12 protein-coding genes and 1 tRNA gene are annotated in these 12,082 nt (G+C 67.6%); 6 read left to right on the top strand and 7 right to left on the bottom strand.

What is annotated here, in order from left to right; genetic code table 11:
- Window position 1: 1 nt before the first annotated feature.
- Window positions 2–1,168, bottom strand: a complete 1,167-nt coding sequence (locus DMC64_RS36170; RefSeq protein WP_125737152.1) for a CaiB/BaiF CoA-transferase family protein — start codon at window positions 1,166–1,168, stop codon at window positions 2–4.
- Complete coding sequence (locus DMC64_RS36175; RefSeq protein ID WP_125737153.1) at window positions 1,165–2,322, bottom strand: acyl-CoA dehydrogenase family protein; 1,158 nt, start codon at window positions 2,320–2,322, stop codon at window positions 1,165–1,167. Before DMC64_RS36175 ends, DMC64_RS36170 begins: the two co-directional genes overlap by 4 nt.
- Before the next feature lie 102 nt (window positions 2,323–2,424).
- Here DMC64_RS36175 and DMC64_RS36180 point away from each other — a divergent pair, with 102 nt between their 5' ends.
- Together DMC64_RS36180 and DMC64_RS36185 are read left to right on the top strand one after the other, a co-directional pair.
- Window positions 2,425–2,769 carry a hypothetical protein gene (locus DMC64_RS36180; RefSeq protein WP_125737154.1) on the top strand — a complete coding sequence of 115 codons (345 nt, stop codon included), beginning with the start codon at window positions 2,425–2,427 and terminating at the stop codon, window positions 2,767–2,769.
- 61 nt (window positions 2,770–2,830) lie between these two features.
- Entirely contained in the window at window positions 2,831–4,204 is a 1,374-nt protein-coding gene (locus DMC64_RS36185) for a DUF6351 family protein (RefSeq protein ID WP_125737155.1), read from the top strand.
- On the opposite strand, the gene DMC64_RS36190 is transcribed toward DMC64_RS36185, so the two are convergent.
- Both DMC64_RS36190 and DMC64_RS36195 read right to left on the bottom strand, forming a co-directional pair.
- On the bottom strand, window positions 4,201–4,860 hold the full coding sequence (locus DMC64_RS36190) for a S1 family peptidase (protein WP_125737156.1): 660 nt from the start codon (window positions 4,858–4,860) through the stop codon (window positions 4,201–4,203). The two genes, DMC64_RS36185 and DMC64_RS36190, sit on opposite strands and share 4 nt — an antisense overlap.
- Window positions 4,861–4,936: 76 nt before the next feature.
- Entirely contained in the window at window positions 4,937–5,959 is a 1,023-nt protein-coding gene (locus DMC64_RS36195) for an LLM class flavin-dependent oxidoreductase (RefSeq protein WP_037336569.1), read from the bottom strand.
- A gap of 220 nt (window positions 5,960–6,179) precedes the next feature.
- On the opposite strand from DMC64_RS36195, the gene DMC64_RS36200 reads away from it, so the two are divergent.
- Window positions 6,180–6,263, top strand: a tRNA-Leu gene (locus tag DMC64_RS36200).
- Between the two features lie 342 nt (window positions 6,264–6,605).
- Here the strand turns inward: DMC64_RS36200 and DMC64_RS36205 are convergent.
- Together DMC64_RS36205 and DMC64_RS36210 are read right to left on the bottom strand one after the other, a co-directional pair.
- Complete coding sequence (locus DMC64_RS36205; RefSeq protein WP_125737157.1) at window positions 6,606–7,985, bottom strand: MFS transporter; 1,380 nt, start codon at window positions 7,983–7,985, stop codon at window positions 6,606–6,608.
- On the bottom strand, window positions 7,982–9,370 hold the full coding sequence (locus DMC64_RS36210) for a glycosyltransferase (RefSeq protein WP_125737158.1): 1,389 nt from the start codon (window positions 9,368–9,370) through the stop codon (window positions 7,982–7,984). The genes DMC64_RS36205 and DMC64_RS36210 overlap by 4 nt, the downstream gene beginning before the upstream one ends.
- A gap of 28 nt (window positions 9,371–9,398) precedes the next feature.
- Here DMC64_RS36210 and DMC64_RS36215 point away from each other — a divergent pair, with 28 nt between their 5' ends.
- Window positions 9,399–10,211, top strand: coding sequence for a glycosyltransferase family 32 protein (locus tag DMC64_RS36215; RefSeq protein WP_158634289.1), 813 nt, complete (start codon window positions 9,399–9,401; stop codon window positions 10,209–10,211).
- A 4-nt stretch (window positions 10,212–10,215) separates the two neighbouring features.
- Here the strand turns inward: DMC64_RS36215 and DMC64_RS36220 are convergent, their stop codons facing one another.
- A complete protein-coding gene (locus DMC64_RS36220; protein WP_125737160.1) occupies window positions 10,216–10,689 on the bottom strand; it encodes a MarR family winged helix-turn-helix transcriptional regulator in 474 nt (157 codons plus the stop codon).
- A gap of 91 nt (window positions 10,690–10,780) precedes the next feature.
- On the opposite strand from DMC64_RS36220, the gene DMC64_RS36225 reads away from it, so the two are divergent.
- On the top strand, window positions 10,781–11,584 hold the full coding sequence (locus DMC64_RS36225; RefSeq protein ID WP_125737161.1) for an ABC transporter permease: 804 nt from the start codon (window positions 10,781–10,783) through the stop codon (window positions 11,582–11,584).
- A 146-nt stretch (window positions 11,585–11,730) separates the two neighbouring features.
- Window positions 11,731–12,082 (top strand): hypothetical protein (locus DMC64_RS36230; RefSeq protein WP_148106988.1); only part of this gene is annotated, 352 nt, incomplete at its 3' end.

A 12,082-nucleotide genomic window follows, 5' to 3' on the forward strand; every position in this document is an offset into this window, starting at 1 on the left:
TTCAGCGGGCGATGCCACGGCGAAGATAATCGTCGGCGTCCACTCCGGACTCGACGAGCAACGCGTGCGTGTGCTCTCCCAACGCCGGAACGTCGCCCATGCACGCCTCGAAATCGTCGAACGTCACCGGCGGCAGCAGCGCGTCGATCCGGGCGAATTCGGTGCCGACCTTGCGCCAGCGATCGCGCGCCCGGAGCTGAGGATGGTCGGCGACCTGGCCGACGTCCTTGAGTTGGGCGGCGGGCACCCCGGCCGCCGCGAGCCGGTCGTCGAGTTCGCTGTTGGACCACAGCGAGGTCTTCGCGGCGACGGCGGCGTCGCATTCCGCGCGGTGGGCGACCCGCTGGACGTTGGTGGTGAAGCGCGGATCTTCGGCGAGTTCGGGCGCGTCGAGGACGTCGGTGACGAGCGTGCGCCAGCCGGCGTCGTTCTGGACGCCGATGAGCATCTGGCCGTCGCGCGTGGGGAAGGCGTCGTACGGCGCGATCGAACTGTGGCTCAGCCCCATCCGCTCGGGCTCGGTGCCGGCGTACATCCGGGTGTTGAGCGCGTATCCCATCCATTCGACGGTGGCTTCCAGCATCGAGACCTCGATCGTCGCGCCCTCGCCGGTGCGCCAGCGGCGCAGCAACGCCGCCAGCACCGCCTGCGCGCAGTACATGCCCGAGGCGATGTCGGCGGTCGGGATACCGGTCTTCACCGGAGCGTCCGGGGTGCCGGTGATCGCGATGAGCCCGGCTTCGGCCTGGATCAGCATGTCGTAGGCCTTGCGCCGCTCCATCGGCCCGCCTGCGCCGAACCCGGACAGGTTCACCACGACCAGCTCGGGATGATCCGCCCGCAGATCACCGAAACCGAGCCGCTCCGCCGCTCCGGGCGCGAGGTTCTGCACGAACACGTCGGCCTTCGCGACCAGCCGCCGGACGACGTCACGGCCCTCGTCGGTCTTGAGGTCGACGGCGAGCGATTCCTTGCCCCGGTTGAGCCAGACGAAATGCGCGCCACTGCCGTGGACGGCGTGGTCGTACGCGCGGGCGAAATCCCCGCCGTCGACGCGTTCGACCTTGATCACCCGCGCGCCGAGGTCGGCGAGGTTGCGGGTGGCCAGCGGTACGGCCACGGCCTGTTCGACGGCGACGACGGTGACCCCGTCGAGTGGCCGCGTCACGCTTTCTTCTTCTCGGCCCGCACCAGCCCGCCGCCGATGATCAACCGCTGGATCTCGCTCGTGCCCTCGTACAGCCGCATCAACCGGACGTCCCGGTAGATCCGCTCGACCGCGACCTCGCGCATGTAGCCGCTCCCGCCGTGGACCTGCACCGCGAGATCCGCGGCCTTGCCCGCCATCTCGGTGCAGAACAGCTTCGCGGCCGACGGCGCGATCCGCCGGTCCTCCCCCGTCACATACGCCCGCGCCGCCTCACGGACGAGCGCGCGACCGGCGAGCACACCGGTCTGCTGATCGGCCAGCATCGCTTGCACCAGCTGGAAATCCCCGATCGGCGTGCCACCCTGGGTCGCCGACGCGGCATACGCGACGGACTCGTCCAGCGCCCGCTGCGCCGTCCCGACGGCGAGGCCCGCCATGTGGATCCGGCCGCGCGCCAACGACGTCATCGCCGCCTTGTAGCCGACGTCGCCGTCTCCGCCGACCAGTGCCTCGGGCCCGACGCGGACCTGCGAGAACGTCACGTCCGCGGTCCGCGAGCCCTCTTGCCCCATCTTCGCGTCCTTCGCCCCGACCGTGATGCCCGGCGCGTCGGCGGGCACGAGGAACACCGCGATCCCGGTGTCCGTCCGCGCGAACACCACGAACAGTCCGGCCTCGGTGGCGTTGGTGATGAACTGCTTCCCGCCGTCGATCACCCAGCCGTCACCGTCCGGCTTCGCACTGGTCCGCAACCCGGCCGGATTCGACCCCGCGCCCGGCTCGGTCAGCGCGAACGACGCGACGACCTCACCCGACGCGATCCCCGGCAGCCACCGGGCCTGTTGTTCCTGGGTGCCGAAACCGACCAGCACCTGCCCGGCGATCCCGTTGTTCGTGCCGAACATCGACCGCAGCGCCAGCGACGTGTACCCCAGCGCCATCGCGACCTCGACGTCCTGCACCAGGTCGAGGCCGAGCCCGCCCCACTCCTGGGGGATCGCGTACCCGAACAGCCCCATCTCCGCGGCCTGCGCCCGCAGATCGGCCGGAATGGCGTCCGTGTTCATGATCTCCAGCTCCCGGGGCATCACCCGGGTGCGCACGAAATCGTCGATCTGGCCGAGAACGTCCGCGAACACGTCGTCGGGGACATCGGGGTTGCCGGTGTACATGCCCCTCACTATCGATCACCGTCCGGACTCCGGTCCACTCCCCCGAGTGGATTCGGCCGCGAGACCTACCGGCGATGTTGATCACCGCCCTACCGTCGAACCATGCGTACACGAACCGCTTTCCTGTCCATTGTCAGCGCCGTCGCCCTGTGCTTCACGATTCCGGCGGTGGCCTCCGCGGCCGACGGCGAATTCACCTACCGTTACTACGACGAAGACGAAGAAATCCAGGTCGGCACCCTGGTGGATCCGCCCAGCGGGGAATGCATCGAAATACCCGAAATAGCCGACTGGGACGTCGACGCGTTCCGTCCGCGGAACGACACCGACTCGACCGCGGTGGTGTTCCTGGACGACGATTGCTCGAGCGATTCCTACTTCTCGCTTCGCCCGAACGGCGGCCGGGGCTCGGACAGACTTCTCCTGCGCTCGGTCATCTTCAGTTAGGCCGAGCGGCCGTCGACAGCGCGATCCGCGCGGCGAAAGATGAGCCGCGGGGGTGGTCGTCGTGGCACGACGTGGACTTGTCTTCCTGGCCCTGCTCACGATCTTTCTGGGGCTGGTGGTCCCTCGTGCCTCGGCCGACGGCCCGGTCGCCAGGTACGAGGGCGACCTCGAAGGCGCACGGCATCTGGTGCTGGTGCCGGAAAACTGGAACGGCACGCTCGTGCTGTGGAGCCACGGGATGTACTCCGTGGCGTATCCGGAACCCGATCGGATCGCGCTGACGTCACAGCCCGCGACCGAGTCTTTCCTGCTGGAGCAGGGATACGCACTGGCCGCGTCCCAGTATCGGACCGTGCGTGGCTGGTCGATAGAGGAGGCCCTGACCGACCAGACCCGGTTGCTCGACTGGTTCACCCGCACGATCGGCCCGCCGCGACGCACCATCGCGGCGGGCGAATCGGTGGGCGCGATCACCGCGACCCTGCTCGCCGAGCGGAACCCGCGCCGGTTCGACGGCCTGATGACCTTCTGCGGCACCCTCGCCGGCGGGGCCGCGCACTGGAATTCGTCGCTCGATATCGGGTACGCGCTGAACACGCTGCTCGACGCACGGCTGCAACTCGTGCGGATCACCGATCCCGCGGCCAACGTGGGCAGATTCGTCGACGTGGTGCAGGCCGCCACCGCGAATCCGGGCGGCAGGGCCCGGCTCGCGCTGGCGAACGCGCTGGCCGAGATCCCAGGCTGGCTGGACGCCACGCAACCACGTCCGCCGGACGTCGCGGATCAGGTCTTCTGGCAGGGCGTCTGGGATCGCTTCTACCGCGCCGGCGCGTTCGGCGCCGACCGGGTCGCGCTGGAACAGCGGGCGGGCGGCAACCCGAGCTGGAACGTGGGCGTCGACTACCGGCGGATCCTGGCGAAGTCCGGCGAACGGACACTGGTGGAACGCGCCTACGCGGAGGCGGGGCTGGACCTCGGTGCGGACCTCGACCGGCTCGCGAAGGCGCCCCGAATCGCTCCGGATCCGGCCGCGTCCGCCTATCTGGCCCGCTTCGGGCTGCCGCTGGGTCGCACGCCGGTCCCGGTGCTGACCATGCACACCGTCGCGGACGGCACCGCGCCCGCGGCGCACGAACGCGCCTACGCCGAACGAGTGGGGCCGGGCGACGAGCTCCGTCAGCTGTTCGTGAACCGCGCGGGTCACTGTGTGTTCACCGCGTCCGAGGAGATCACCGCGCTGCGCACGCTGGAACGGCGGCTGGACCGCGGGCGCTGGCCGTCGACCGGCGCCACCACGCTGAACTCCGAAGCAGGCTCGCTCACCCCGGAACACCAGACGATCTTCGACATCGTCCGGGAAACCCGCGTGACGACCACGCCGGCGTTCGCGCGGCATTCCCCTCCCCCGTATCCGAGGGCGCTGCCGTTCTAGGCGCCGGCGAGGATCGTCAGCCCGTAGGCCGACAGGATCCGGTTGACCGGGACGAAGTAGGTGGAGCCGCCGCTCGAGCAGTTGCCGCTGCCACCGACCAGCACGCCCTGCGCCTGCGCCCCGCTGACGAACGGTCCGCCGTTGTCCCCCGGCTCGGCGCAGACGGACGTCCGGGTCAAGCCGGTCAGTGTTCCGTCCGGGAAGGTGATCGACACGTTCTTCGCCTGGATGGTGCCGCAGTGCCAGCCAGTGGTCGCGCCGTACCTGCACACCGACGCGCCGACCGGGGCTTCGACCGACCCGGTGATCGTCACGCGGGGTGCGGTGGGCGGGATCGAGCCCACCAGCCGCCAGTCGGTCGTGTTGGTCACCCGGATGACGATCGCGCCCGTCGGCGGGGTCTGGACGCCCACGACCACGCCGACCACCCGGCCGGCGCTCCGGATCGTGTCACCGGGCTTGCCGCAAGCCGAACTCGCGATCAAGTAGCCGGTATTCCCCGAGACGGCGGCGAACCCGGCCGTACACCGCGTCGCGGCGCTGCTCTGCAACACACTCCCGCCGCCGAGCGGAGCGGGAGCGCTCGCCTGCGCGGTCGACGGCAGGGCCAGGCCGAGGGCCAGGACCAGGCAGGACAGGGATCGGGGCAGTCTCACGGGACCCTCCGATGGCCGGGGATGTCCCGATCGTAACGAGCGGAACACCCCGGCCCATCCGCCGAACCGCGCATTCTCAGCGCCAGCCGAGCTCCGGCGCCACGTGGGTGAGGATGCTCTCCAGCACGTGCGCGTTGTACTCGACGCCGAGCTGGTTCGGGATGGTGAGCAGCAGGGTGTCCGCGGCCTCGATCGCCTCGTCCTCCTTGAGCGCCCGCACCAGCTCGTCCGGCTCGGCGGCGTACGACCGGCCGAAGATCGCCCTGGTCGTCTCGTCGATCATGCCGACCTGGTCCCGCGAGTCCCGGTCACGGCCGAAATACGCCCGGTCAAGGTCGTTGGTCAACGCGAAGATGCTGCGGCTGACCGACACCCGCGGCTCACGCGAGTGTCCGGCCTCCTTCCAGGCTTCGCGGTAGGCCTCGATCTGCTTGCGCTGCTGGACGTGCAGCGGCTCCCCCGTCTCGTCGTCCTTGAGGGTGGAACTCTGCAGGTTCATGCCCTGCTCCGCCGCCCACACCGCGGTAGCGTTGGAGCTGGAACCCCACCAGATCCGCTCGCGCAACCCCTCCGAGTACGGCTCGAGCCGCAGCAACCCCGGCGGATTGGCGAACATCGGCCGCGGGTTCGGCTGCGCGAACCCCTCGCCCTCGAGCAGCTTGAGGAAGACCTCGGTGCGCTGACGGGCCATGTCCGCCGCGGTCTGCCCCTCCGCCGGCCCGTACCCGAAGTACCGCCAGCCGTCGATGACCTGCTCCGGGGATCCCCGGCTGACCCCGAGCTGGAGCCTGCCGCGGGAGATGAGGTCGGCGGCGCCCGCCTCCTCGGCCATGTACATCGGGTTCTCGTACCGCATGTCGATCACGCCGGTCCCGATCTCGATCTTCGACGTCCGGGCTCCGATCGCCGACAGCAACGGGAACGGACTCCCCGCCTGCCGCGCGAAGTGATGCACCCGGAAATACGCGCCGTCCACGCCGAGCTCCTCGGCCGCGACCGCCAAGTCGATCGACTGATGCAGGAAGTCGGCCGCGGACCGCGTCTCGGAGTGCGCGCTCGGTGACCAGTGGCCGAAGGACAGGAAACCAATCTTCTTCACGCCCGTGTAAGCGCCACGTCCCCGACTTTGATTCCCCACCCTCCGTAGTCGCCGGTCACACTACGCACTTTCCGCCTTCGACCTGGGGGAACTTGCCCTTCTGACACCGCGGGAGCTGTCGGAGGGTAACCGATCATCGTCTCAATGTAGGTCTGCGTGACTATACGTACCCCCCTGATTGAGGCCCTCCAGGCGACGTATACTCTTCTCACATCAGCAAGTCCGAGTGGCGGAATGGCAGACGCGCTAGCTTGAGGTGCTAGTGTCCTTAACGGACGTGGGGGTTCAAGTCCCCCCTCGGACACCGCTTTAGGTGAGATCTCACCAGTTGCGAGAACCTTCACTCAACACTACCGAGTGAAGGTTTCTTCATTTTCTGGGGATCCACCACCGCTCTTTGGCGATTCGACCGGAGTAGACGGCGGGCGCACGACGGATGCCAGAGTCAGACTCGTGGGGTCGCGTCGGATTCGTCCGCTGCTGGAGCGGTGCTCCCGGCAGAAGGCGTACTTTTGCGAACCCACCGAAGCTTTAGGCATGTCCAAACCCGCAACTTGAACTCTGGTTGCCGTGCTCCGCATCGCGGCCGACTCGCCCGCCTTGCCGTTGTGGGACGCGGTGCACAGTGGTGAGCAAGTGGTGTTGCTCAGCCGGCTCGCACGAGCGGCTTGGACTTGGCCGGAATCACCAGGGCCAGGAGTCCTGCCACGATGACCATCAGCGCAGATATTAGGTAGCCCATCGAGAAGTCACTCATCTCAGAGCCGACAATGAACGCTACCACGGGCGCGACGGAGGCAAGACCTAGTGCCGCCCCCAGCTCCTGAGTCGTGCTGATCAAGCCCGCGGATGCTCCTTGGTCACCTTCGGGCACTGCGGTGGCGACCGAGTACGCCGGGGTGTACGACAATCCGTTGCCGGCTGCGACGAGGGCCAACCCGGGCAGGATCCCCGCCCAGTAGTTCCCAAAGGCTGTGGCAGTGCTTCCGAGAAGGCCCATGCCCACCGCGGCGATTCCTGTACCCAGGACGAGCATGTTCCGCGCACCGAGACGCGAAACCAGCGCGCCCGCACGGGGAGAGACCAGAAGCACGATCGCCGTCACGGGTGCGAAGCCCAAGCCGGTTTGCAGCGGGCCGTATCCCATGGCTCCCTGCATGGTCAACGTGGTGAAGTAGATGGCGGCGGTAGTAGCACCGGCGGTGAGACCTTGAACGATATTGGCGACGAGTACCGGGCGACGCCTGATGAGCCCTCCGGGCAGTACCGGCGCTGGATGCCTTCGCTCGACGACAAGCAGCACTGAGGCGAGGACGAGCAGGACCACGATTCCCATGACGGTCGCGATGGTGCTGTCCTTGGTCACGCCGGCCAGCAGCAGACTCAAGGCGGCGAGTGACACGGTGAGCAGCATGGCGCCGCGCAGATCCAGCGTCGACGAGCGATTCATCGTTCCGCTGGGGAGAAACCGGAGCGCCACGACGAACACAAGCACCCCGAGAGGCACGTGCAAGAGGAAGATCGCGCGCCAGCCGGCCAGTTCGGTGAGCACACCGCCCAGGAGCTGGCCCGCGATCGCGCCACCCGCGCTGGCGGCGATCCAGAAGCCGAGCGCTCGGTCGCGCTGCTCACCTTCTCGGCTCGACGAGGTGAGCAGCGCCATCGCGTTCGGGGAAACCATCGCCGCGCCGATTCCCTGACCGGCACGAGCGGCGAAGAGCTGCCATGCCTCGTCAACCAGGCCGCACAGACCGGACGCCACCGTGAAGACGAGCAGACCGCACAGAAGCAGTCCGCGACGTCCGAACCGGTCTCCCGCCCGGCCCGCGACGATGAGCAGGCTGCCGAAGACGACCGTGTAGGAGACCGCGGTCAGCTGCAGCGTTCCCTGCGGCACGCCCAGCTCGCCCTGGATCGACGGCAGCGCCACGTTGACCACGACGACATCCACCATCACGGCGAACTGGGCCGCGCACAACACAGCGAGAAGGGCCGGCCTTCGTAGATTGCCTTCGGCCGCCTTCACGAGCCCGCCCTGGCGACCGGGGCCGGAGCCGACTTGCGACTGTCGACCCAATCCTCGAGCAGGTCAGCCGCGGCCGCGACACCGCGATCGGCTTGGACGTAGCCACTGAGCTGCATCGCCCTTCGCTTGAGTCGGACGTCGGAAAGGGCCACGGTGATCGAGGCGTGCAAGTTCTCGGCGGTGATCCCCGGCAAAGGGACAGGAGCGGCGGCCACACCGACTTCGTACATTCGCCGTGCCCAGAAGGGCTGGTCCACCAGTGCCGGGACGGCGACCTGCGGCACGCCCGCGCGAAGAGCGTCGCCCATGGTTCCCGGGCCGCCGTGGTGAATCACAAGCGCCGACCGGGGAAACAGCCAGCTGTAGTCCACCTCGTCGATTTGGAACACGTGAGGCGGCAGCCCATCCTCGTGTTCGCCGACGAAGACTAGCCGTCGGCCACATGCGGTCACGGAATCGATCACCATGCGCAGGAGATCGAAGTTCCGGTGGATCGGCCACATGCTGCCCAAGGTGAGCACCACGGGCGGTGTGCCGGTCTCCACGAATCGCGCCAGGTCACGCGGTGGATGCCAGGGGCGGTCCCAGAACCAGAACCCGGTCATGTGGCTGTTCTCGGGCCAGTCGCGTACCGGAGGCATGATGCTCGGACTGAACGGGTGGAACAGCGGGTTCTCAACGCCCAGACCGCGCAAGGGCGAGACGCGCCCCAACGGCGCGAGCCCGGCTGCCTGTCGGTGGTTGTTCACCGCGCGGCGTGCCCAACGCCATTCCAACTGGGACCGCACCGCGTAGGTGAGCCGGTTGTACGTACTGCCCAGGCGTAACCGCGGCGCGCCGAAAGCAGGGAAAGCTCCCGTCGTGGCATGGGGCCAACCGGACAGACCCGCCCAAGGGGTCTCGTCCCCTGTCATGAGGTGGACAGGCCGGGTCAGGATGGCGTTGACCACGACGTCGGCATCCGCTGTCGCGGTCCGGATCGCCGGCACCAGGCCGAGGGGGTCTTCTCGAGGACGCTGGGGCAGGACATGGAGGGCTCGGCTCAACCGAACGGCCGATGTGGTGTGCCGGACCTTCTCCGTCAGGTCGGGAGCTCCGAGCGAATCCCACGGTTTTCCTGGCAGGAACTCACTGGGAGCGCCGCCCAGGGGAACATGGTCCAAGGATGCCTCGGCCACGATGTCGGCGTAGTCGGCGGGAGCCGCGACCCGGACCTCGTGGCCGCGGGAACGCAGTTCGTATCCCAGTGTCACGAACGGCTGGACGTCGCCGCGTGAACCCAGAGTGGTCAGAGCTACCCGCATGGCTCCACAACAGCTCATCACGAGGCAGTGGCGCTTGAGAATCACCAGAGCGCATGCGGCCGGGCCGCGGTCCAGCGGCACTCAAGGAGTGCTTGTCACCGTTCGGATCGTGATACCGAACGTCATCCACTTCGTTTTCGGCCTGTCCCCCGACTTCGGCGGAAAGCCGTTCTCCTTGGTACACCATCTCGCCGTCAGATCAGCCTACGAGGTCAACCGGCCGGACAAGATCTACCTGCACTGCAAACACCGGCCGTCCGGCGAGTGGTGGGATCGGAGTCTCCCCTATCTGGATCTGGTGGACCTGGAGCCGCCCACGGCCGTGGCCGGTGTCCCCATCGAGCACGTCGCGCACCGTGCGGACGTGGCAAGACTCGACATCCTGTGCGCGCAAGGAGGGATCTACCTGGATCTGGACGTCCTGTGCGTCCGCCCGTTCACTCCGCTGCTGGATCACCAGGTGGTCCTCGGAGCTCAGGAATCCATCGACCCGGCGGCACCCGGCGGCCCGCTTCGACGCGACGGCCTGTGCGCCTCCGTCATCCTGGCCGAGCCCGGCGCCGAGTTCATGCGAACGTGGCGTGATGGCCTCGATCCGGCGAAATCGCTCTGGTCAGGTTTCCGTTCGACCGGCTATGACGAGCATTGGGATGAGTACTCGGTCCGATATCCGGAGATGCTGGCTAATCGTCATCCGGATTTGGTGCACGTGGAGGGACACCGCAGCTTCTTCTGGCCTTCGTGGAATGCCCCAGGGCTGAGCATGCTCTTCGACGAAGGTGACGAGGAATTCCCGGATGCGTACTGCCATCACTTGTGGGAGATGAACGCCTGGGAGCCGTACCTCAAAGATCTCAGCATCGCGAACCTCAAGCGCGGAAAGACGCCGTTCAGCAGACTCGCCGGACGGTTCCTCGACTGAACCTTTACAAGGGTGGCGGAGCGCCCACTACCGCTTTGTCTTGCCCACCGTGTTCGGCGACCTGCAGCATGAGGCCCGCGGCGACCCGCAAGATCTCACGTTCCGCATGCGTCAGCTCCGCTTCCAGGGCGTCGGAGAGCCAGCGATTCCCCTCTTGAACGTGGTCATGGAGCGCGGCCCGTCCCCGTTCGGTGATCGAGATCCTCTGCGCACGACGGTCTTGTTCGTCCGGGCGGCGCGAGACGCAGCCGTCCTCTTCCAGTGAGTTCAGTACACGGGTCAGCGACTGTGGCTGCAGGCCTTCGATCCCCGCCAACGCCGAGACAGTCAGCGAGCCGCTGTGCCGAAGATTCGCCAGAACGGACGCGCCGACCCGCGTCAGGGTCCGGGTGTCGCCGGACTGCTGAGCCCGCAACCTGGACGCGAGCCGGGACACCGCCCAGCGCACCGACTCCGCCACCTCAACCGCCTCACTCACCAAAACACGCTAACACTTCGGACCACTGCACTCCGTGGTCTGTTCACCCCGTCGGGCTGCCGGGCGAAAAGACCACGCATAAGCTTATTATATGCCTTCCAGGACGATCGGCGCCGGGATCCGCCGGCCACCCCCGTGGCGAGTGTTCCGCGGTCTGCTCGAACGCGATCTGCTCATCACCCGGAAGCAACTCCTGGGAGTGATGGCCCAGGTCCTGATGCAGCCCTTGCTCATGCTCTTGGTGTTCGGCAAGGTCCTCGGCGCGCTCGGCTACACACCGCCTAGTTACACCCGGCTGCTCTTACCCGGCCTTATCGCCTTGAACGCGTTCTTCGCCGCGACCCAGAACGCGTCGTTCCCGCTCGCCATGGAATTCACCACCCGGACGATCGAAAACCGGCTTCGCGCGCCGGTGACCATCCCCTGGATCGTCGCCGAACGTGTCGTCGCGGCGAGCGCGCGCGGGATCATCACGGCCGTTCTGATGGCACCGATCGGCGCTTTGCTGCTCGGCGGACTCGACTGGACGGCTTCGGGGCTACCTGTCGCCTTGTTGTTCACCGTGGTCGGCGCGCTGACCGGCGGCGCCGTCGGTGTCACGATCGGCTCGCTCGTGTCTCCCGCGCGTATCGGGATCACCTTCTCGCTGGTGATGCCTCCGCTGCTGTTCACCGGGTCCGCCCAGTTCCCGTTCCCGGAACTCACCGCGGTCCCCTGGTTCCGCGTGCTGTGCGCACTGAATCCGATGACCTACGTCAGCGAGGGGCTCCGTGGCGCCCTCACCCCGGAGATCCCGCATCTTCCCGGCTGGATCTGCGCCGGCGGGCTCGCGATCGCGTTGCTGATCTTCCTGCCCGCAAGCCTGTGGTCGTTCAAGCGCCGGGCGATCGTCTGACTCGCCGCGCGGGTTACGACGCGAGAGCTTCTTGCCCTCCGAGGCGAGATGACTCCGGCAGTACTAAGCTTATACTTAGTACTGCCGACGTGGGCGCAACGTGGAGTCCGCGGTGACCACCGACTGAACGAAAGTATCTGGTATGCATGCTCACTGAAGCCTTCCGTGACCGGTTCGGCGCCAACGAGTGGCTCGTCGAAGAGATGTACGAACGATTCCTGGCCGATCCCTCCTCCGTGGATAGCGCCTGGCACGAGTTCTTCGCGGACTTCACCCCGACGAAGCACGAGGCCGAAGAAGAGCCGCCCGTGTCGCAATCGCTCCCGCCACGGCCGCTGCCCGATGTCGACGGAAAGCAGCTCCGCGGCGCGGCGGCGGCGATCGCGAAGAACATGGACGCCTCGCTGTCCGTGCCGACGGCCACGAGTGTGCGCGCCGTCCCGGCGAAGCTGATGGCCGACAACCGCATCGTCATCAACAACCACCTCAAGCGCACGC

Origin of the sequence: Amycolatopsis sp. WAC 04197, from assembly GCF_003947475.1 — a bacterium.
Taxonomy (GTDB): Bacteria; Actinomycetota; Actinomycetes; order Mycobacteriales; family Pseudonocardiaceae; genus Amycolatopsis; species Amycolatopsis japonica.